The following is a 21,631-nucleotide window of genomic DNA, read 5'->3' on the forward strand; positions in this document are numbered from 1 at the left end:
CAGTCTGTATGCGGCAGACCATTCCACACGCGAAGCTTGGGATGTTCCGGGAGAAATCCGGTTCGTTCCGCCCGGTGGTGCCATCTTGATGGCGCTGTTTGCTTCGCGGGGGTTAAACCGGAAAAGGATAACTAGGCATGGCATTGCCCGATTTCTCTATGCGTCAGCTTCTGGAAGCTGGCGTTCACTTTGGTCACCAGACACATCGCTGGAACCCGAAGATGAAGCCGTACATCTTCGGCGACCGCAGCAACATCCACATCATCGACTTGGCACAGACAGTTCCTTTGCTGTCGCGCGCCCTTCAGGTCGTGTCTGACACGGTTGCCCGTGGCGGTCGCGTTCTGTTCGTTGGCACGAAGCGTCAGGCTTCGGAAATCATTGCCGACAGTGCAAAGCGTTCTGCTCAGTACTATGTCAACTCGCGTTGGCTCGGCGGCATGATGACCAACTGGAAGACGATTTCCAACTCGATCGCGCGTCTGCGCAAGGTCGACGAAATCCTCAACTCCGACGCAGCTGGCTATTCCAAGAAAGAGCGTCTGAACCTTGAGCGCGAACGCGAAAAGCTTGAAAAGGCTCTCGGCGGTATCCGCGATATGGGCGGCGTTCCTGACCTGATGTTCATTGTTGACACCAACAAGGAAAAGATCGCAATCGAAGAAGCCAAGCGTCTTGGCATTCCGGTTGTTGCGATCATCGACAGCAACTGCGATCCAGATCAGATCGACTTCCCGATCCCAGGTAACGACGATGCATCGCGCGCAATCTCGCTCTATTGCGATCTGATTGCCCGTGCAGCCATCGACGGTATCGCTCGTCAGCAGGGTTCTTCCGGTCGCGACATTGGCGCTTCTGAAGAAGCTCCGATCGAGCCTGCGCTTGAAGACGAAGCTGGCGCCGGTACGGCTGCCTGATACGTTATACGGGTGGCACCCATGTGCCACCTTCTCCACGAGACGAGACAAGGCCGTTCTGGACTAGAAAAGTTCGGCGGCCTTGTTCGTTTCAACCGCGCGGTCCGCATGGCGATGCGCGAGGTTCATGATATTTCGTGATAGCCTCTTCATCAGGCTGTCACAGTTCCGGGTACATTCGTTCCCAAAATCCGATTGAGGTCTGGCAGCAACCGCGCCGTGACCGACGAACCGACAAGAGGCACACAATGAGCGAAATCACAGCCGCAATGGTAAAGGAACTGCGCGAGAAGTCTGGCGCAGGCATGATGGATTGCAAAAAGGCGCTGACTGAGACAGCCGGTGACATGGAAGCCGCAATCGACTGGTTGCGCGCCAAGGGCATTTCCAAGGCTGACAAGAAGTCTGGCCGGACAGCTGCTGAAGGCCTCATTGGTATCGCATCCGCCGGTCACAAGGCTGTTGTTGTTGAAGTCAACTCGGAAACCGACTTCGTTGCGCGTAACGACGCCTTCCAGGACATCGTTCGCGGTACGGCATCTGTCGGCCTGACGACAGATGGCACGGTCGAGTCCATCGCTGCCGCGATCTATCCGGCAACCGGCAAGTCCGTTTCCGACACCATCAAGGACGCAATCGCGACCATTGGTGAGAACATGGCGCTTCGTCGCTCCGCTTTGCTCGAAGTCAAGCACGGCGTTGTCGCGACCTATGTTCATAACGCTGCTGGCGACGGCATCGGCAAGCTCGGCGTTCTCGTCGCGCTGCAGTCGGAAGGCGACAAGGCTGTTCTCACATCGATCGGCCGTCAGATTGCCATGCATATTGCCGCCACAAACCCGCTTGCCATCCGTTCTGAAGAAGTTGACGCGACTGTTGCTGAACGCGAACGCAACGTCTTCATCGAACAGGCCCGCGAATCCGGCAAGCCTGAAGCCATCATCGAAAAGATGGTCGATGGCCGTATGCGCAAGTTCTTCGAAGAAGTTGCTCTTCTGTCGCAGGCTTTCGTCATCAACCCTGACATCACCGTTGGTGACGCCGTAAAGGAAGCTGAAAAGGAAGCTGGCGCGAAGATCGAAGTCGTCGGCATGGCGCGCCTTCTTCTCGGTGAAGGCATCGAGAAGGAAGAGAGCGATTTCGCAGCTGAAGTTGCTGCCGTCGCCAAGGGCTGATCCATTTACCCAAATACGGGAAAACTCCGGGCATCGCGTGACAACGCGGTGCCCTTCGTGTATCCGCGATGCGGTTATACCTCGCAGCGCGTGGCAATCTATTGAAGATTGGTGCGCCGTTGCGTTTCTCTCTAGATCTCGCATGTCGTCGCCGCAAATGGTGGCTGACTGTCCGCGACATGCTTTAAGGAGTCATGATGTCTTCCAAGCCGCTTTATAAACGTGTTCTTCTCAAGGCGTCGGGCGAAGCCCTCATGGGCGATCAGGGTTTTGGTATCGACGTCGCCGTCGCAGATCGCATCGCGTCTGATATTGCCGAGGCACGCGCCATGGGCGTCGAGGTCGGCGTCGTCGTCGGCGGTGGGAATATCTTCCGCGGCGTCGCCGTGGCATCCAAGGGTGGTGACCGGGTAACCGGCGATCACATGGGCATGCTCGCGACCGTCATCAACGCGCTGGCGCTGGCGACCTCGCTGCGCAAGCTCGACATCGATACGGTGGTTCTGTCGGCGATCGCGATGCCCGAGATTTGCGAAAGCTTTTCCCAGCGCGCGACACTCTCGCACCTGGCGCAGGGTCGCGTGGTCATTTTTGCAGGCGGCACAGGCAATCCGTTTTTCACGACGGACTCGGCCGCTGCACTCCGCGCCGCAGAAATTGGCGCTGAAGCGATCTTCAAGGGAACGCAGGTCGATGGCATCTACTCGGCCGATCCGAAGAAAGATCCGACCGCGACCCGCTTTGACGAATTGACTCATTCGGAAGTCTTGGGCAAGGGACTTGCGGTCATGGATATTGCGGCGGTCGCGCTTGCGCGTGAAAACCACATTCCCATCATCGTCTTCTCGATCCATGAGAAGGGCGGTTTTGCAGCAATATTGACGGGCGGCGGTCGCAAGACCATCGTGCACGACAAATAATGGCCGGGCGCTGATTCCACGGTGTGCAATTGGGCCAGATCGGCCAGAACTGACGGAGTATGAATATGAGTGGTACTGACATCAACGATATCAAGCGTCGCATGGATGGGGCGATCAATGCTTTCAAGAGCGACATCGCATCGCTTCGTACGGGGCGCGCCTCTGCAAACATTCTCGATCCTGTCACGGTCGATGCCTACGGCTCTCGCGTTCCGCTCTCTCAGGTTGCCAACATCACGGTTCCGGAAGCGCGCATGCTGGGTGTCAACATCTGGGACAAGTCGATGGTCGGTGCTGTCGATCGTGCGATCCGTGAATCCAATCTGGGCCTCAACCCGATCGTCGATGGGCAGAACCTGCGTATTCCCTTGCCTGAACTCAATGAAGAGCGTCGCAAGTCGCTCGTCAAGGTCGCGCATGACTACGCGGAGAAGGCCAAGGTCGCTATTCGCCACGTCCGTCGCGATGGTATGGATGGGCTGAAGAAAGCTGAAAAGGACGGCGACATCGGTCAGGACGACAGCCGGGCGCTGTCTGAGAAAGTCCAGAAAATGACGGATGAAACGATTTCGGAAATTGATCGCTTGCTTGCAGAGAAAGAAAGAGAAATCATGCAGGTATAGTCGGCTCTTGAGCTCGTCGATTTTTTCCTTCAATTCCGTGCTGCTTAAACTGGATCGAGATGTCGAACATTACACGTTCCTCACACCCTGAGCATGTTGCCATCATTATGGATGGCAACGGGCGTTGGGCAAAGCAGCGCGGGCTTCCACGGCTCATGGGTCATCGGCGTGGCGTCGAGGCCGTGCGGGAAACCGTGCGTGCAGCCGGCGAATATGGCCTCAAATATCTGACGCTGTTTGCCTTCTCTTCCGAGAACTGGCGCCGGCCGGAAACCGAGGTCATGGATCTGCTGGGGCTTCTCAAGGCCTTCATCCGTCGTGACCTTGCCGATCTGCACAAGGAAAATGTCCGCGTTCGGATCATCGGGGATCGATCCGGTCTCAAGGACGATATCCGTAAGCTGCTGACCGAGGCCGAAGAGAGAACATGCGAGAACACCGCACTGACGCTGGTGATCGCCTTCAATTACGGCTCCCGTGATGAAATAGCCCGTGCGGCGGCCTCGCTTGCCAGAGACGTGGCCGAGGGCAAGCTCGACGCATCCGAGATCAACCCGGATGCGATTGCAGCCCGTCTGGATACGGCAGGCATACCCGATCCCGATCTTATTATCCGCACCAGCGGCGAAGAGCGGCTTTCGAATTTCCTGTTGTGGCAGGCGGCCTATTCCGAATTCCTGTTTATTCCTGACTACTGGCCTGACTTCGATCGCAAGACCTTCTTGGCGGCCATCGACCAGTATATGACGCGCGATCGCAGGTTTGGCGGCCTGTCGGATCAAGTTGCGCTGGCAGGCGTCTGATGAGCCGCGAACTCAGACTACGTATTATATCCGGCATCGTTATGGCCGTGATCATCCTGGCCGCCACGTGGTACGGCGGAATGATGTTCCGCCTGATGGCTGGGTTGCTGGCACTGCTGATCTATTACGAATGGAGCACAATTACGAAATTGTCGGAAACTAATCCCACCGGCTATGCCTGGGGATGGTTTTCGGTTGCCGTGATGAGCGGCAATACGATTTTCGGTGAGCCATCGCTCGATCTTCCATTGTTGTCAGGCTTTACATTGACGGCGGCGCTGTTTCCGGTTCTGCGCGGACGCAACTGGTGGCTGGTCAGCGGTATCGTCTATGCAGGTCTTAGCGGTATTTCACTTGCCGCTATTCGCGGAGACGAGCAGACCGGCCTCGCCGCGATGCTGTTTGTGTTTTCCGTCGTATGGGCAACCGACATCTTGGCCTATTTCGTTGGACGCGCCATCGGTGGGCCGAAACTTGCTCCAGCCATCTCTCCCGGCAAGACATGGTCGGGCGCGATTGGCGGCACCGTATCTGGCGTTTTTGCGGGCGGGGCGGTCGCGGCCGGCTATCACGGGCGGATCAGCTTTGTGATTGTCGGGCTTGCACTTCTTCTTTCTGTGTTCAGCCAGATCGGCGATCTCTTCGAATCCTTCATCAAGCGTCGCTTTCAGGTGAAGGATTCCAGCCACCTCATTCCCGGTCATGGCGGCTTTATGGATCGGGTTGACGGACTTGTTTTTGCCTGCTTTACCGTATTCCTCATTGCTGTCGTTCACGCGGCGATAACCGGTGATGTGCCAGGATCAGGCGGCGGAATTCTGCCCGGCTTCTGATGGTGGCTCTCAGGCAATAAACGAAGGACTTGGATGATGGATATGGTAACGGCGTCGGTTGGTTTCTTGACCGGTTATATGGTGCCGTTCATTCTTGTTCTTTCTCTTCTCGTTTTCGTTCATGAGATGGGTCATTATCTTGTCGGACGCTGGTGCGGCATCAGATCCACGGCGTTTTCCGTAGGCTTTGGTCCAGAACTTGTCGGCTTCACGGACAAGCACGGCACGCGCTGGAAAATTTCAGCCATTCCACTCGGTGGCTATGTCAAATTCTTCGGCGACGACGACGTGTCCAGCAAGCCTGATAGCGAAGGTCTGGCCGGATTGACACTGGAAGAGCGTGCGCAGACGCTTGCAGGCGCAAAACTGTGGAAAAGAGCTGCCACCGTTGCGGCCGGGCCCATCGCCAACTTCCTCCTCGCAATTTTGATCTTTGCCGCTCTCTTCACGATCTATGGCCGCATGATCTCCGATCCGATCGTCTCGGAAGTGCGCGAAAACAGCGCTGCACAAGCGGCGGGCGTGCTGGCGGGGGATAGACTGGTTGCGATCGATGGGGAGAAGGTCAAGACATTCGAAGACGTCCGCCGCTACGTTGCCATCCGTCCAGGCACACAGATTTCCGTGACGGTCGAGCGCAACGGACAGGAATTGTCGCTGCCCATGGTACCGACCCGCACCGAAACGAAGGACCAGTTCGGCAACAAGATGGAACTGGGCATTATCGGTATCGTGACCGATCAAACCCGAGGCAATTTCCGGCACGTGACCTATTCGCCCACCGACGCGCTGGTCGAGGGCGTTCGCGAGACCGGCCATGTGGTCACGGGAACCTTCGCTTATATCGGAAATCTCGTGACGGGCCGCATGAACGCCGATCAACTGGGCGGGCCTGTGCGTGTCGCGCAAGCATCAGGTCAGATGGCATCGCTCGGTTTTGCAGCGGTAATTCAGCTTGCAGCCTTGCTTTCGGTGTCGATAGGTCTTCTTAATTTGATGCCCGTCCCGATTCTGGATGGTGGTCATCTTCTTTTCTACGCCATCGAGGCGGTGAGGGGCAGGCCGCTTGGATCGGGTGCGCAGGAGGTGGCATTCCGCATTGGTCTGGCGATGATTTTCAGCTTGATGGTTTTCGCCACGTGGAATGATATCAGCAGCTTGATCGGCTAAAGGTGGCTTTGGGGCTGTTTTGTTAAGGGGGTATTTACCTTGTTTTGATGCCAAAGTGGCGATTGAGCCACGGTGGCTTGCGAAGTAAATAGAAATTAACCGTCGGGCTTGCTTGTAGAGTAAAAGCAGGTAAAAACGACGCAGATGGCCGGAGTCGGGTTCCGCCCGCTGAGGGACAACGGGAAAAGGTAAGAATTGAAAATGAAGGCTGGTTCAAGATTTTTGAACGCGGTGTCGGCGGTTGCGCTGTCTGCTGGTGTTTCTTCCGTCGCAGTCCTGGGGGTACTTGCTTCTTCTGGTGTTGCAAACGCAGCGGTTATCCAGCGCGTTGATGTGCGAGGCGCAGAACGCGCCGGTGCGGACGCTGTTCGCTCCAACATCACCATTGCACCCGGTCGCAATTTTTCCAACTCTGACATTGATGAATCGGTCAAGCGTCTTTACGCGACCGGCTATTTCTCCAATGTCAGCATGAGTGTTTCCGGCAGCACGCTGGTTGTGACGGTGCGTGAAAACAATCTCGTCAATCAGGTCGTGTTCAACGGCAACCGCAAGATCAAGGACGACAAGCTTCAGGGCATCGTGCAGACACAGTCTCTCGGGCCTTACGATCAGACCCTTGTGACCGCTGACATTGCTCGCATCAAGGACGCCTATGCGGCTATTGGTCGTAGCGACATCCAGGTGACAACGCAGGTCGTCAATGTTGGTCAGGGTCGTGTCAACCTCGCATTCGTGATCAACGAAGGTGAGCGCACAAAGATCGCCCGTATCGATTTTGTTGGCAACAATGCCTATAGCGATGGCCGTCTCGCTGCCGTCCTCAACACCAAGAAATCCAACATGCTGTCGTTCCTGACGCGCAAGGATGTCTACAACGAGGACAAGTTGCGCGCTGACGAAGAAGCGCTACGCCAGTTCTATTATAACCGTGGCTACGCCGACTTCCGCGTAACGTCGTCTGACGCCGTGCTGGATGAGGCCACCAACGAATACACGATCACCATCACCGTTGATGAAGGTCAGCGCTACGCGTTTGGTAATGTGGCTGTCGAATCCACAGTGCCTGGCGTTGATGGTTCGCAGCTTCAAGGCCTCGTCGAAACCAAGGCTGGTTCCGGCTACAGCGCCAAGGAAGTTCAGCAGAGCATGGAAGCGATTTCCAAGCGCGTGTCCGCGGAGGGTTATCCTTTCGCACGCGTCACGCCTCGTGGTGACCGCGACATGAACGGCAACACCATCGGCGTCACCTATATCGTTGATCAGGGCGAACGCGCTTACGTCGAGCGTATCGAAATCCGTGGCAACACTCGTACACGTGACTATGTCATCCGTCGCGAATTCGACATCAGCGAAGGCGACGCGTTCAACCAGACGATCATCACCGCTGCAAAGCGTCGTTTGGAGGCTCTCGGTTACTTCTCCAAGGTCAATATCGGTACGTCCCAGGGCAGCGCCCCGGACCGTGTCGTGATCGTGGTGGATGTCGAAGATCAGGCGACAGGCTCGTTCGGTATCGGTGCTGGTTACTCCCAGAACGATGGCGCGCTGCTTGAAGCATCGATCGAAGAAAAGAACTTCCTCGGCCGCGGCCAGTATATCCGCATTGCAGCGGGTGCGGGCCAGGACGACGCACGGAGCTACAACTTCTCGTTCACCGAACCCTATTTCCTCGGATACCGTCTTGCCGCTGGTTTTGACCTGTTCAAGAGCCAGAGCTCGAGCGAAGATTACTACGATTATGACGAGCAGGGCTTCGCGCTTCGCGTGACCGCTCCGATTACGGAAAATCTGGCGACGACGTTCAAGTATACCTACAAGCAGATTCAATATGATGGTGAGGACGACTATCGTGCGAACCTTGCTCAGCCTTATGTCGATCTGATTGATCAGAATAACGGTGAATGGGTTCAGTCAAGCATTTCCAACACTCTGGCCTACAACTCGCTTGACGACCGTAACATGCCGCGTTCTGGCTGGCAGGGTTCGTTGACCAACGAGTTTGCTGGACTGGGTGGCGATTCCGAATACTACAAGATTTATGCCAAGGCTCGTTACTATCATACTCTGTCTGATGAGTATGACATCATCGGCTCGCTGACCGGTCAGGCCGGTTACGTTGCGCCGACAGGTGACAACCTGCTTGTCTTCGACCAGTTCAAGATCGGTGGTCGCGTGATCCGCGGCTTCGAAAACGACGGTATCGGCCCACGTATCGGTGACGATGCAATCGGCGGAACGACATATTTCGCAGCGTCTGCTGAACTGACAGCGCCTATGCCGGGTGTGCCAGAGGACTTCGGTCTTCGTCTCGCTGGCTTTGTCGATGCCGGTACGCTTTACGGTAACAAGGTTGCCAACAGCGCCGGTGTGAAGGACGACAGCTCGATCCGTGCATCTGCCGGTGTCGGCCTGATGTGGGCGTCACCGTTTGGTCCTCTGCGCGTCGACTACGCAGTGCCATTCATGAAGGAAGACTACGACGAAGTGCAGAACTTCCGGTTTGGCATGTCCAACACTTTCTGATATCGGCAGTCCAGAACTGCAAGTTTGAACGTTCTGGAGTATACGGTTGATGGAATATAATGCTTTTTTTCCGCCCCACGAAGGCATGCGATTGAAAGATATCGCTGACCGTCTTGGGGCGGAACTGTCTGACGAGACCGCTGGTGAGCGCCTGGTGCGTTCGATTTCGCCGGTGTACCGGGCAAAGTCGGATCAGCTGTGCTACATTCTTTCCCGAAAGAACCGCGAGGAGCTGCTGACCTGCGAGGCTGCAGCGATCATCTGCGATCCAGCGCTTCAAAATCTGGTACCTGCCAATATTCCCGCTTTGATTTGCAAAAATCCGCACACCCTCTTTGCTCAGGCTGGCGCGCTTTTGCACGAATCGGCCATGAAGCCTTCTGCGATCATTGAGCAGAACACACAGATATCATCCTCAGCGCATATCGATTCGACCGCGAAGCTCGAGGCTGGTGTGATCGTCGAACCGCTGGCTGTCATTGGCGCAAATGTGCATATAGGTTCCGGCACGCGTATTGGGCCCGGCGCAATCATCGGTGCTGATGTTCAGATCGGACGCGACTGCACGATTGCCGGTGGTGCGAGCGTCCTTTCGGCTTTGATCGGCAATGGTGTCATCATTCATAACGGTGCTCGCATCGGACAGGATGGTTTCGGTTACGCACCCGGCCCACGTGGCATGATCAAGATTGTACAAATCGGTCGGGTCATCATTCAGGATCATGTCGAGATCGGTGCAAACACCACTGTCGACCGTGGCACCATGGATGATACGGTGATTGGTGAAGGCACGAAAATCGACAACCAGGTTCAGATTGGCCACAATGTGCGCATCGGTCGCCATTGCGGAATCGTCAGCAAGGTTGGCATTGCTGGCAGCACCCGTATCGGTGACGGTGTGATGATTGGCGGTGCCAGCGGCATCAACGGTCACATCAATATTGGGGACGGGGCGCAGATCGCGGCGATGAGCGGCGTTGTCGCGGATGTGCCGGCTGGTGCCAAATATGGTGGCATTCCGGCGCGGCCGCTCAAACATTTCCTGCGCGACATGGCAGAACTGCTGGCGCGCGCTGAAGAGCGAGATAAGAAGACAGGAGAGAAGAAGAATGTCTGAAGAGACAAAAACGACGCTTGGCGCGGCTGACATCCTTGAAGTGATGAAGCTGCTGCCACATCGTTATCCCTTTTTGCTGATCGACAAGATCATCGATATCGATGCCGACAATTCGGCAACCGGCATCAAGAATGTGACCGTTAACGAGCCGCATTTTACCGGTCACTTTCCCGATCGTCCCATCATGCCGGGCGTCCTCATCGTGGAAGCGATGGCGCAAACGGCGGGCGCCATCTGCGCCCGCAAACAGGGCGACGGCGGTCACCTTGTTTACTTCATGACCATCGACAATGCCCGCTTCCGCAAGCCAGTCGTGCCGGGCGACCGACTTGAAATCTACGTGGTAAAGCAGCGCCAGCGCGGCAATGTCTGGAAATTTCATTGCGATGCGAAGGTGGACGGTGTTCTGGTGGCTGAGGCGGATATCGGTGCGATGATGATCCCTGAGGATCAGCAATGAGCAAGATTGCGGCTTCGGCCAGAATTCACCCGATGTCTTTCATCGAAGACGGTGCGGTCGTCGGTGAAAACGTCGTTGTCGGTCCGTTTTGCCATGTTGGCTCGAAAGTCACTTTGCATGATGACGTTCAGTTGATCAGCCACGTCGTTGTGCTGGGCTGCACGACCGTCGGCAAGGGCACAAAGATCTGGCCGTCCGCAGTCATCGGTGGAGATTCGCAGAGTGCCCATCATAGCGCTGTTGATACGACACTCGTGATTGGCGAAAATTGTACAATTCGCGAGGGTGTGACGATGAACACCGGCACCGTCGAGCATGGCGGCACCACTGTTATCGGCAACAACAATCTCTTTCTGGCTTACGCGCATGTGGCACATGACTGCCGCCTCGGCAATCATGTCATCCTTTCGAATAATGTCATGCTGGCTGGCCATGTCACGATCGAAGATCGCGCCATTCTGGGCGGCGGCTCCGCCGTCCACCAGTTCACCCGCGTCGGCCGCCAGGCTTTCATCGGCGGGCTGTCTGCCGTCAGCTATGATGTCATTCCCTATGGTATGCTGAACGGCAATCCGGGTATTCTCAGCGGGCTCAACATTGTTGGAATGACCCGTGCGGGCATCGAGCGGGCTGAAATCCACAAGGTTCGACGCGCCTACAAGCAGATATTTGAAAGCGAAGGCAGCGTGCGGGCGAACGCTGCTGCTGTTCGTGACGAGTTTCTGGACTGCCCACAGGCGCTTGAAATCATCGACTTTATTGCCGCCGCCAATGACAGGGCCATCTCTTCGCCCAACCGTGGAAAATAGCCCGTGTCAGAGGATGTGGGGCGTCTGGCGATCATCGCGGGCAGCGGGTTTCTTCCCTATTATGTGGCGGAAGCTGCACGAGACGCCGGGGAGACGCCCTTCATCATCCGCTTGCAGAACCATGCCGATCTCGACTGGTCGCAGTTTGAAAATGCTTCGATCAGCATTGGCGACGTGTCGAGCCTCGGCAAACTCTTGGCGAGCCACGGCATAGGCCGTGTCGTTCTATCCGGGGCTGTTTCCCATAGACCGGAGTGGCGGGAAATCCGGCCCAATTTCAAGATGATCGCGAAGGTGCCGTCGATCATCCGCACGCTTCTGTCCGGCGGTGACGACACGGTGCTTCAGATGGTGATCGGGCTGATTGAGGCCCAAGGCGCGCGGGTGATCGGCGCCCATGAGATCGCACCAGGTCTGCTGGCGACCACAGGGTCTCTGGGAAAGATAGAGCCCAGCGATGAGGATCGTCGTGATATTGCCAAGGCAGCGCGTGCAGCGCTTGCGCTGGGCGCGCTCGATGTGGGGCAGGGTTCTGTTTCCGTCGGCGGTCGTCTCGTTGCGCTGGAGGGCGTTGAGGGCACCGACGGAATGCTCGCTCGTGTGGCCTTACTGCGTGCCGAAGGCCGTATTTCCAGCCGCCGAAAGGGCGTTCTGGTCAAACTGTGCAAACCCCAGCAGGATATCCGCGCCGATTTGCCGACCATTGGTCCCTCGACGGTACAGAACGCCGCCAAGGCCGGGCTTGCCGGCATTGCCGTGGAAGCGGGCAGGGCTTTCGTGCTCGACCGCGAGACCATGTTGCAGGCAGCCAATGAGGCGGGGTTGTTTGTCTGCGGTATCGATACAGGGCTTGTGGGAGAATTGATGTGACCGACAGCGTGCTCAAGCTTGCCGTCATCGCGGGTGAAGTCTCCGGGGATCTGCTGGGTGCTGATCTGGTGCGGGCTTTGAAAGCGCAATATTCAGGTCGGATCGAACTGTCGGGTGTCGGTGGCGACGCCTTGATGGCTGAAGGTCTGGTTTCGTTCTTCGATTACTCGGAACTTTCGATCATGGGCTTCACCCAGGTCCTGAAAAAACTGCCGCAACTGATTGCAAGAATCAAGGAAACGACGAATGCCATCATCGCGGCCAAACCAGATGTTTTGTTGATCATCGACAGCCCGGATTTCACGCACCGTGTGGCAAGGCGCGTTCGTAAAGCCATGCCCAATCTGCCTGTCGTCAACTATGTCTGCCCCAGTGTATGGGCCTGGAAAGAACAGCGCGCGGCGGCGATGGTGTCCTATGTCGACCACGTCCTGGCGCTGTTGCCGTTCGAGCCGGACACCATGCGCCGCCTTGGCGGTCCACCGACCACGTTCGTCGGTCACCGCCTGAGTGTGGACAAGGACCTGCTTGCTGTTCGCGAGGCGCGTGCGGCGCGGCCCTTGCCAACCGCAGGTGAGCCGAGAACCATTCTCTTGCTGCCGGGTTCACGTTCGACGGAAACGACCCGCTTGATGGAGCCGTTCCAAACAGCAGCGACAGATTTTGTCGAGCGCAACGGGCCGACCCGTTTCGTGCTTCCCACGGTTCCCCGTCAGGAAGGGCGCATCCGTGAACTTGCCGCGTCTTGGCCAGATTACATCCGTCCCGAAATCGGTACGGATACCGCATTCAAATGGAAAGCGTTCGCTGAAGCCGACGCCGCGATTGCTGCATCCGGCACCGTTATTCTGGAGCTCGCCCTTGCCAACGTGCCCGTCGTATCCGTCTACAAGACGGACTGGATTTTCACGATGCTGAGCAGGCGCATAAAGACCTGGACCGGTGCGCTTCCCAACTTGATTGCGGACTACGCAGTGGTGCCTGAATATATCAACGAGGTCGTACGCGCCGGCTCCATGTTGCGCTGGGCCGAGCGCCTGTCATCCGATACGCTCCAGCGGAAGGCAATGCTGGAAGGCTTTGCGCTGGTGCAGGAGAGATTGCGAACGACACGCCCGCCGGGTGAGGTCGGAGCAGAAATACTACTGTCCACCTATCGGCTCAAGACAGGTGCATTCGGTCGCGCGACATGACATTGGCCATAATGCTCGAGGAGATGCATTTCGCCCGCGATGGCTTCTTGCGTGCCGTCTCCATTTAGGAAAGAAACGTCCAAGAAATCAGCCCGCCGGAGATCGTACGCGCGACACTGAAAACGCCTGAACGGAGACGTTTTCAGGGATGTCGACGCATTGATAATGGCACTGAACATTGTTGATACAGCTATAATCGTAGAAAAAGCCGGGCAGAAAACCCGGCTTTTTTGTTCGTTATAACGGTTAAAGCTTAGCGCTTTGAGACTGGTGTGTAATCGCGCTTTGCCGCGCCCGTATAGAGCTGGCGAGGGCGGCCAATGCGCTGCTGCGGATCTTCGATCATTTCGTTCCACTGTGCGATCCAGCCGACGGTGCGGGCGAGCGCGAACAGAACGGTGAACATGGTCGTTGGGAAGCCGAGCGCCTTCAGCGTGATGCCAGAGTAGAAATCGACGTTCGGATATAGCTTCTTCTCGACAAAGTAGGGATCGGACAGAGCAATCTTCTCGAGCTCGAGAGCAACCTGCATGATCGGGTCGTCACCATTGCCGGTGGCTTCCAGAACTTCATACATCGTCTTCTGCATGATCTTGGCGCGCGGGTCGTAGTTCTTATAGACGCGGTGACCAAAGCCCATCAGGCGGAACGGGTCGTTCTTGTCCTTGGCGCGGGCGATGTATTCAGGAATGCGATCGACCGAACCGATTTCGTTGAGCATGTTGAGCGCAGCTTCGTTGGCGCCACCGTGAGCAGGGCCCCAAAGGCAGGCGATGCCAGCGGCAATACACGCGAACGGGTTTGCACCGGAAGAGCCGGCAAGGCGAACCGTAGATGTCGATGCGTTCTGCTCGTGGTCTGCATGCAGGATGAAGATGCGATCCATGGCGCGAGCCAGTACCGGATCGACCTTGTAATCTTCGCATGGCACGGCAAAGCACATGTTGAGGAAGTTGGACGCGTAGTCCAGGTCGTTCTTCGGATACACGAAGGGCTGGCCGATGTGGTATTTATAGGCCATTGCCGCAATCGTCGGCATCTTGGCGATCATTCGCAGCGAGGCGACCATGCGCTGATGCGGATCGGTGATGTCGGTCGAGTCGTGATAGAAGGCAGAGAGTGCGCCGACCGTGCCGCACATGACGGCCATCGGGTGGGCGTCGCGGCGATAGCCGGTGAAGAAGCGGCTCATCTGCTCATGCACCATGGTGTGGCGCGTCACGCGGGTGTCGAAATCCTTCTTCTGCGCGGTCGTGGGCAGTTCGCCGTAGAGCAGCAGATAGCAGGTTTCGAGGAAGTCACCCTGTTCGGCCAGTTGCTCGATAGGGTAGCCGCGGTGCAACAGAACGCCTTCGTCGCCATCGATGTAGGTGATCTTGGACTCGCAAGACGCAGTCGATGTAAAGCCGGGGTCGTAGGTGAAGGTGCCGGTATTTTTGTAAAGCGTGCCGATATCGACGACCTTAGGTCCGATCGTGCCTTCTCGGACAGGAAGATCGACCTTATTATCGCCGAGTGTCACTGTCGCGCTAGTTTCCGTCATACCATACCTCCGAAATATGCAGGCGATGCGGGGACGCATCAGCCAGTTTAAGCGTCAGCGATTTAGCTATATGATCTGCGCGATAAAGCCAAGCTATTCAAAGGCCGAATTGTGCATCGCGGCATTCCAAAGTCCTGAAATGGAGCATTTCTACGGCATCCTGTTTCATTCTAGGTCAATGCTTCCTTAATCACGCAAGCCGTTGCAATCTGCCTTTTCCGGTTGCAAACTAAGCCCCTGCGGCAGGGGGCGCCAGTCGTGTGAACGTTCAGGAAGACAAACGGCATATCCGTGCTGCAGCAACGGGTTTCGTCTCACAGACGGACCTCGATGATCTGTTGTCTCCTTTGCATACTTCAAGAGGCGCTATAGCCTCATCCGGTCAGACGCCAGACCGCGTGAAACCTCTGACCTTCCGGGTCTACGAATGGTTTCGTCGGTGTGTTGCGCAGGAAGATGCCTATCGGCAAGGCTTTCTTTTCGTTCCGGTGTTCATCGCGGCAGGCGCGGCCCTCTGGTTTTTCCTTCCTGTAACACCATCAGTATTGATACTTTCAGGCGTCGCCATTTGCTTGGCCGCCCTGGCCGTTGCCACATATCATCATCCGGGCGTGACGCCTGCTGTTTTCAAGGCACTGACACTCGTTCTGGCGGGGATGCTCCTCTCTGACTGGGAGGCAAGGCGGGCAGGGACTGTCATTCTCGATACGCCCGTCACGACGACCGTCAGCGGTACGGTTGAGCGCCGAGAACTGGATGCCAGGGGGTATTGGCGATATCTGATCGAACTGAAATCCACCTCGGACCCGACCCTTACACGCCCGCCGAAACACGTCTCAGTCGTGTCGCGCAGTCGCCATGAGGCGATTGGCATCGGCCAGACAATCAGCGGCAAGGCCCGCCTTTCACCGCCTTCCGGTCCGGCACTACCCGGGCTCAACGATTTCGCCTTCTCGTCTTTCTTCAACGGCATCGGTGCAACCGGATTTTTCTACGGCGCACCAAAGGCTATGCCGTCAAGTCAGGAACAGCCAGAAACAAAGACGTGGACCCAAACCGCCGATACGTGGCTCTACACACTTCGAAGCAACATCGCCCAGCGTATTCGTGACTTGATCGGTGGGGATGCCGGTGCCTTTGCGGCATCGATTGTCACCGATGAGAGACGTGCGATTTCCAACGATACCATGGAGGCGCTTCGCGTTTCGGGGCTGGCGCACATCGTTGCGATCTCGGGGCTCAATATGGCGCTTGCGGCCGGCATCTTCTTTGTGGGACTGCGCACAGCATTCAGCCTGTTTCCGAGGTTTTCGCAGCGTTGGCCGGTCAAGAAAATATCCGCCTTTGCCGCACTCCTGATGACGCTGGCATACTACCTCATTTCCGGTTTTGCGGTCTCAGCCGAGCGCGCTTGGTTGATGATGTCGATCATGCTGTTTGCCGTGTTGGTCGACAGGCCGTCGATCAGCTTGCGCAACGTGGCGCTGTCGGCAATCGTCATCATCCTGATATCGCCGCATGAAGTCATGGGCCCAAGCTTTCAGATGTCCTTCGCCGCAACAATTGCGCTGGTTTCCGGTTATGCCGCATGGAGCAGATGGCGCGGCGACCGAGAGCGATTGACGACGGCGCGTCCGCCGTGGTGGGTGTCGCTGTGCTCCAAAGCGGCAACCATCATCGGTGGTGTCGTCATCACGTCACTGATCGGTGGCATCTCGACCGCCATCTATTCCATCGAACATTTTCACCGGATCACCGCCTATGGTCTGGCCGCCAACCTTGCCGCCATGCCGATCATGTCGCTCATCGTCATGCCGTTTGGGCTTGTGGGCATGCTGCTGATGCCGTTCGGACTGGATGGCCCCTTTATCAAGGTCATGGGTTACGGCATGGCGATGGTCATCGAGATAGCCAAGGAAGTGTCGAGCTGGGGTGGCGACACCACAATTGGACGCCAGAACGGATGGTTTCTCGCGGTATCAACGACCGGCTTCATGCTGATCGCACTGCTGCGGACACGGCTTGCCCTGATCGGGATTCCCTTCATAGTCGCTGGGCTGATGATGCTTGTGACAGAGCAATGGCGCATCAAGCCGGATGTGTTGATTTACGAAGATGGCTCTCTCGTCGCTCTGCTGTCGAAAGATGCCGTTGCAACCACGAAACAGCGAGGTTCCGGTTTCGTTTACGAACAATGGGAAAGAGCACTGCCGCTGCCAGCTCAGCATGTGGGAGCAAAGATTATAGACGCGCCGCCACCGGATGACGACGACCCGGGAGAGACCACGGCTCCATCATCTCGGCGTTTTGCGGCTCTGACGGATGCTGAACGCAGAAACGCCACGCGAGACATGAAGACCGCCGCGTCAACCGTCGGCTTTTTCACCTGCCGTAAAGACATGTGGTGCATTGCGAAATCGGACAAGGACGTCACGATCGCCGTTGTCTTTAACACCGCCTTCACAGGCACGGCATGCGATAGTGCCGATATCGTGGTGACGACACGCCGATCTCCGTTCGCCGCGTGTCGCTCCGGTGCTCTTCTCATCAGCGCAGACACATTGCGACGCACGGGATCCCTCGAACTTTGGCTTGGAGGGCAGGGGCGGCCTGTTGCGCGTGCCAAAGCCGCGATGCAGGGACAGAACCGGTTGTGGACGATGCATCGCAGCTACGATTGGCGTAGCAAAAGCTACGATGACGCATTGCCTGATCATATCCAGCAGATGCTGTCTGTCAGCCAATAGGCGCCCGCTCCGATCATTTACCTATCTGGTGCGCAAGTCTTCCAGCCACTCTCCAGATGCTCTCGCTTCAGCCTCATGCTCGGCATCGCGCCAAACCTCCTGCAGTGCCGCTGTTTCCCATTTCTTCATGGACGGAAGAGACAGCAGCAATTGCTTGTAGGTCTCACTTTTCTCCGACAAACCCGTTCCATAAGTCTGAAACCGAAACGCAACAGGGCAGAAAAAAGCATCAACCGCCGTGAGGGTCTGTCCAGCAAGAAATGGACCTCCGAACTCAGAAAGGCCCTGCTGCCATAGAGCATCGATGCGGGAGATGTCATGCTGGAGGCTCCCGGTGATCTGGCTTGGTTTGATCCGTAGACCGACGCACATGGGGTGCTGGTTGCGCAGCGTCGAGAAGCCCGCATGCATTTCCGCAACCGCTGACCTGGACCAAGCGCGTGCTTTCGCGTCATCGGCCCAAACACCTGGGTGTCGTTCGCCCAAATATTCAATGATCGAAACGGATTCCCAAATCGTAAGATCACCATCAACGAGGCATGGGACCTTGCCTGTTGGCGAGAACGACTGGAAGTCGTGAACAGTCTCCCCAAACGGCACCAGCTTTTCCTCAAACGGTATAGCAAGTTCTTCCATCAGGACCCAGGGCCGCAAGGACCAGGAAGAGTAGTTCTTATTGGTTATGTAAAGCTGATACATCCGAAGCCCCCTGTTGAAGAACCGTGTTACCGCAGGTCATGTGATGGATACAGAGGGCCTACGAGATGGAAGACTTCAATTTATTTGATGCTTGGTAATCCATGCGAGACTGAAAAAAGGGGTGCTTCGACACGACTTCCGGGTCAAAGGCCATCATGAACACATCACTGAAAAACATCTGGAAGCGCAATCGTCATGCGGCTCATGACATCAAGGTCATCGCCAACATACCGGCGGTAACGTGACGGGATAACGCGGCGCAAATCGCACTCCCGCGACCATCAAAATCAAGGCTCCAGCAATCAGCAGCAATTTGAGACGAAATCAGCGCAGCGGAAGCCGCGCTGTGGCGAGAAAACGCCAGAGAATTTCGCGACCCAAACCATGCGATGTGCTCAATGGTACCGACGAATGAGACCGACCAGCTTGCCTTGGATTTTTACACGATCCGGTCCAAAAATTCGTGTCTCGTACGCCGGGTTTGCAGCTTCCAATGCAATGGATGCGCCCTTGCGGCGGAAACGCTTCAATGTCGCCTCCTCATCATCCACGAGCGCAACAACGATATCGCCGGGGCTTGCTGTGCTTCCGTCGCGAATAATGACAGTATCGCCGTCAAAAATTCCCGCCTCGATCATCGAATCGCCTTTGACCTCAAGCGCATAATGCTCGCCTGAACCCAGCATATCCATGGGCACGACAACGTCATGCGTATTGTTTTGAATGGCGGAGATGGGAACGCCTGCTGCGATGCGTCCCATGACAGGAACACTGACGGCGTTGGACAGGGCGTCGTTTGCCGGTGCTGGCGGCTCGACTGTCTTCGATTTGCCGAGGCTGCCTTCAATCACGCTTGGTGAAAACCCGCGTGGCGGCTTTGCTGGGGGAGTGTAGGACTCAGGAAGCTTGATGACTTCGAGCGCCCGGGCACGATTGGGTAGTCGGCGAATGAATCCGCGTTCTTCCAAGGCTGTTATCAGCCTGTGAATGCCGGATTTCGAGGCGAGGTCGAGTGCGTCCTTCATTTCATCGAAGGAGGGGGGCACGCCCGATTCCTTCATCCGTTCATGAATGAAGAGAAGCAATTCCTGCTGTTTGCGCGTGAGCATGGACAATACCCTTGGATTTCGAGGCGAAGATTCGCGAAACAAATACAGAACAGACACTATATGTTCCATATGTGTTCTGCAATCCCCTAAAATTTTGTAAAGTTCCTATTATTGTGTGTCTTTGCGCGTGACATCATCGTCCTGTAGGAAATGTTATAGGAACACGGCGTTGTTTGTCGCCGATAAACGGATGTGGATTTTCAAATGGCTCGCGACATCGATCACCTTGTCCTGCCGGTTTCGAGCCTGAAGGAGGCACGTGAACGCCTTTCAGCGCTCGGTTTTACCGTCTCTGCGCGTGCCAAACATCCGTTCGGCACAGAGAACGCCTGCGTCTTTTTGAAGGATGGAACCTATCTGGAGCCATTGGCAATCAGCGATGCCGATACGTATTCGATGAATGCCGTGAGCGGGATCGCCTTCGTCTCAAGGGATAAACGCTTTCGCGATAAGCGTGGCCCGAACGGAATATCTGCCCTTGTTGCCAAGAGCGACAATGCCGATTCGGATCATGAGCAGTTTGTTGCGGCAGGTTTATCCGGCGGGGATCCATTCTCATTCAGTCGTCCCGTGACATTGCCGGATGGCAACACCTCGCAGGCGAGCTTTCGACTGGCCTTCGCAGGCGACAACGTGAGTGATGTCTTCTTTTTTTCGTGCCAGCGCATCGCAGCACTTCCGGCTGATCGCTCCGATCTTGAGGGCCACAAAAACGGCGTCATCGGTATTCGTGAGGTCGTGCTGAGTGCAGACAGACCCAGCAACTTTGAGCGCCTGATAGAGTTGGTTTTCGAAGCGAAGGCCGTTGGCGGAGATGAGGAAGAACTTTATTTCCAGGCATCGAACGTTGGCCTTCGGCTCGTTACACAGGCAGCAGCCCGGCATCTCCTTGACGTATCCCAGCAACGTATCGGTCCGGGGTTGAACGGTGAAGCAATTGTCTTTTCCGTGTCCGATCTCGCCGTGACAGCAGCCGTGCTTGCTGCTAATGGCGTTGCATACACGCGTAAGGGCGCTCGGGTGCTGGTTCAGCCAGCCTCCGGCCAAGGCGCAATATTTGCTTTCGAGGAGTTATGATGAGCGTTCGCAACAATCTTGATGTTGTCGTCGGCGAAGGAGCCGGGCAGGTAACCTTTTCCAACACGAAGCGTTTCTCGCTCATCGCCGGGCCGTGCCAGATGGAAAGCCGTGATCATGCCTTCATGATTGCGGAAAACCTCGCCGAACTTTGCGGCAGGCTTGGGATCGGGCTGGTCTACAAGTCTTCCTACGACAAGGCCAACCGCACATCTCTGTCGGGACAGCGTGGCATTGGCATCGATAAGGCGCTGGAGGTCTTTGCGGAGCTGAAAGAGCAGTTCGGATTTCCGGTTCTGTCAGACATTCACACGGAGGAGCAGTGCGCCATTGTCGCGCCTGTCATCGACATTCTGCAAATCCCTGCTTTCCTGAGCCGACAAACAGACCTTCTTGTTGCTGCCGCCAAGACGGGCCGTGTGATCAACGTCAAGAAGGGCCAGTTTCTAGCGCCCTGGGATATGAAGAACGTTCTGGCCAAGTTGAACGATAGCGGCAATCCGAACGTCCTTTTGTGCGAACGCGGCGCCTCGTTCGGCTACAACACGCTGGTGTCCGACATGCGCTCTTTGCCCATCATGGCCTCACTCGGCGCGCCTGTCGTCTTCGATGCGACCCACTCGGTTCAACAGCCAGGCGGGCAGGGCGGCTCAACGGGAGGCCAGCGGGAATTCGTGGAAACACTTTCGCGCGCAGCCGTTGCAGTCGGTATTGCCGGTCTCTTCGTCGAAACGCACGAAGATCCGGACAATGCGCCGTCGGATGGCCCGAATATGGTTCATCTGAAAGACATGCCCAAGCTTCTGGAGAAGTTGCTGGCCTTCGACGACATCGCCAAATCGGCTTGACGGTTTTTGGCCTCAATCGACTTTTATGGACAGTCGGCGCCTGAACGGGCGCCGTCATTGTAATTTCTTGATGGTCGTCTAAATCGGCTAAGGAAATTCAATCGAGTCGTCATCACGACGCTCTGTTTATCGCGCCACTCATCGTAAAAGCGCTTCACAGTTTTCAGTATGCGCTCTAAGACAGGCAACTGA

Annotated in this window: 19 protein-coding genes; 16 read left to right on the forward strand and 3 right to left on the reverse strand. The window is 56.4% G+C overall.

Annotated features, from left to right (window positions below; translation table 11 throughout):
* The first annotated feature begins 137 nt into the window (after nucleotides 1-137).
* From rpsB to lpxB, 13 genes are all read left to right on the forward strand, one after another.
* Entirely contained in the window at nucleotides 138-917 is a 780-nt protein-coding gene (gene rpsB, locus GGQ73_RS18150; RefSeq protein ID WP_183897327.1) for a 30S ribosomal protein S2, read from the forward strand.
* Nucleotides 918-1,165: 248 nt separating this feature from the next.
* Complete coding sequence (gene tsf, locus GGQ73_RS18155; protein WP_183897328.1) at nucleotides 1,166-2,092, forward strand: translation elongation factor Ts; 927 nt, start codon at nucleotides 1,166-1,168, stop codon at nucleotides 2,090-2,092.
* A 197-nt stretch (nucleotides 2,093-2,289) separates the two neighbouring features.
* Entirely contained in the window at nucleotides 2,290-3,012 is a 723-nt protein-coding gene (gene pyrH, locus GGQ73_RS18160) for a UMP kinase (protein ID WP_045230636.1), read from the forward strand.
* 65 nt (nucleotides 3,013-3,077) lie between these two features.
* A complete protein-coding gene (frr, locus tag GGQ73_RS18165) occupies nucleotides 3,078-3,635 on the forward strand; it encodes a ribosome recycling factor (RefSeq protein ID WP_174152882.1) in 558 nt (185 codons plus the stop codon).
* Nucleotides 3,636-3,694: 59 nt separating this feature from the next.
* Entirely contained in the window at nucleotides 3,695-4,438 is a 744-nt protein-coding gene (locus tag GGQ73_RS18170) for an isoprenyl transferase (protein ID WP_183897329.1), read from the forward strand.
* Entirely contained in the window at nucleotides 4,438-5,271 is an 834-nt protein-coding gene (locus GGQ73_RS18175; protein WP_183897330.1) for a phosphatidate cytidylyltransferase, read from the forward strand. The genes GGQ73_RS18170 and GGQ73_RS18175 overlap by 1 nt, the downstream gene beginning before the upstream one ends.
* A gap of 36 nt (nucleotides 5,272-5,307) precedes the next feature.
* Nucleotides 5,308-6,441, forward strand: a complete 1,134-nt coding sequence (rseP, locus tag GGQ73_RS18180; protein WP_183897331.1) for an RIP metalloprotease RseP — start codon at nucleotides 5,308-5,310, stop codon at nucleotides 6,439-6,441.
* Between the two features lie 201 nt (nucleotides 6,442-6,642).
* Nucleotides 6,643-8,967 (forward strand): outer membrane protein assembly factor BamA, encoded by a 2,325-nt coding sequence (bamA, locus tag GGQ73_RS18185; RefSeq protein WP_174152886.1) that lies wholly within the window; start codon nucleotides 6,643-6,645, stop codon nucleotides 8,965-8,967.
* 49 nt (nucleotides 8,968-9,016) lie between these two features.
* On the forward strand, nucleotides 9,017-10,084 hold the full coding sequence (gene lpxD / locus GGQ73_RS18190; protein ID WP_183897332.1) for a UDP-3-O-(3-hydroxymyristoyl)glucosamine N-acyltransferase: 1,068 nt from the start codon (nucleotides 9,017-9,019) through the stop codon (nucleotides 10,082-10,084).
* Complete coding sequence (fabZ, locus tag GGQ73_RS18195) at nucleotides 10,077-10,544, forward strand: 3-hydroxyacyl-ACP dehydratase FabZ (protein ID WP_045230517.1); 468 nt, start codon at nucleotides 10,077-10,079, stop codon at nucleotides 10,542-10,544. Before lpxD ends, fabZ begins: the two co-directional genes overlap by 8 nt.
* Nucleotides 10,541-11,353 carry an acyl-ACP--UDP-N-acetylglucosamine O-acyltransferase gene (gene lpxA / locus GGQ73_RS18200; RefSeq protein ID WP_183897333.1) on the forward strand — a complete coding sequence of 271 codons (813 nt, stop codon included), beginning with the start codon at nucleotides 10,541-10,543 and terminating at the stop codon, nucleotides 11,351-11,353. The genes fabZ and lpxA overlap by 4 nt, the downstream gene beginning before the upstream one ends.
* A gap of 3 nt (nucleotides 11,354-11,356) precedes the next feature.
* Complete coding sequence (locus tag GGQ73_RS18205; RefSeq protein ID WP_183897334.1) at nucleotides 11,357-12,223, forward strand: LpxI family protein; 867 nt, start codon at nucleotides 11,357-11,359, stop codon at nucleotides 12,221-12,223.
* On the forward strand, nucleotides 12,220-13,416 hold the full coding sequence (gene lpxB / locus GGQ73_RS18210; RefSeq protein WP_183897335.1) for a lipid-A-disaccharide synthase: 1,197 nt from the start codon (nucleotides 12,220-12,222) through the stop codon (nucleotides 13,414-13,416). The genes GGQ73_RS18205 and lpxB overlap by 4 nt, the downstream gene beginning before the upstream one ends.
* Nucleotides 13,417-13,669: 253 nt before the next feature.
* Here the strand turns inward: lpxB and gltA are convergent, their stop codons facing one another.
* A complete protein-coding gene (gene gltA, locus GGQ73_RS18215; RefSeq protein WP_113492019.1) occupies nucleotides 13,670-14,959 on the reverse strand; it encodes a citrate synthase in 1,290 nt (429 codons plus the stop codon).
* Between the two features lie 260 nt (nucleotides 14,960-15,219).
* On the opposite strand from gltA, the gene GGQ73_RS18220 reads away from it, so the two are divergent.
* Complete coding sequence (locus GGQ73_RS18220) at nucleotides 15,220-17,706, forward strand: ComEC/Rec2 family competence protein (RefSeq protein ID WP_252094059.1); 2,487 nt, start codon at nucleotides 15,220-15,222, stop codon at nucleotides 17,704-17,706.
* Between the two features lie 21 nt (nucleotides 17,707-17,727).
* Here GGQ73_RS18220 and GGQ73_RS18225 read toward each other — a convergent pair whose 3' ends face one another.
* Nucleotides 17,728-18,405 (reverse strand): glutathione S-transferase family protein, encoded by a 678-nt coding sequence (locus tag GGQ73_RS18225; RefSeq protein ID WP_183897336.1) that lies wholly within the window; start codon nucleotides 18,403-18,405, stop codon nucleotides 17,728-17,730.
* A gap of 395 nt (nucleotides 18,406-18,800) precedes the next feature.
* Nucleotides 18,801-19,514, reverse strand: coding sequence for a transcriptional repressor LexA (lexA, locus tag GGQ73_RS18230; RefSeq protein ID WP_183897337.1), 714 nt, complete (start codon nucleotides 19,512-19,514; stop codon nucleotides 18,801-18,803).
* A 204-nt stretch (nucleotides 19,515-19,718) separates the two neighbouring features.
* On the opposite strand from lexA, the gene GGQ73_RS18235 reads away from it, so the two are divergent.
* Nucleotides 19,719-20,591, forward strand: a complete 873-nt coding sequence (locus GGQ73_RS18235) for a VOC family protein (protein WP_183897338.1) — start codon at nucleotides 19,719-19,721, stop codon at nucleotides 20,589-20,591.
* Nucleotides 20,591-21,439 (forward strand): 3-deoxy-8-phosphooctulonate synthase, encoded by an 849-nt coding sequence (kdsA, locus tag GGQ73_RS18240; protein WP_183897339.1) that lies wholly within the window; start codon nucleotides 20,591-20,593, stop codon nucleotides 21,437-21,439. The genes GGQ73_RS18235 and kdsA overlap by 1 nt, the downstream gene beginning before the upstream one ends.
* Nucleotides 21,440-21,631 lie beyond the last annotated feature (192 nt).

It is taken from the genome of Rhizobium skierniewicense, from assembly GCF_014196515.1.
GTDB lineage: Bacteria > Pseudomonadota > Alphaproteobacteria > Rhizobiales > Rhizobiaceae > Agrobacterium > Agrobacterium skierniewicense.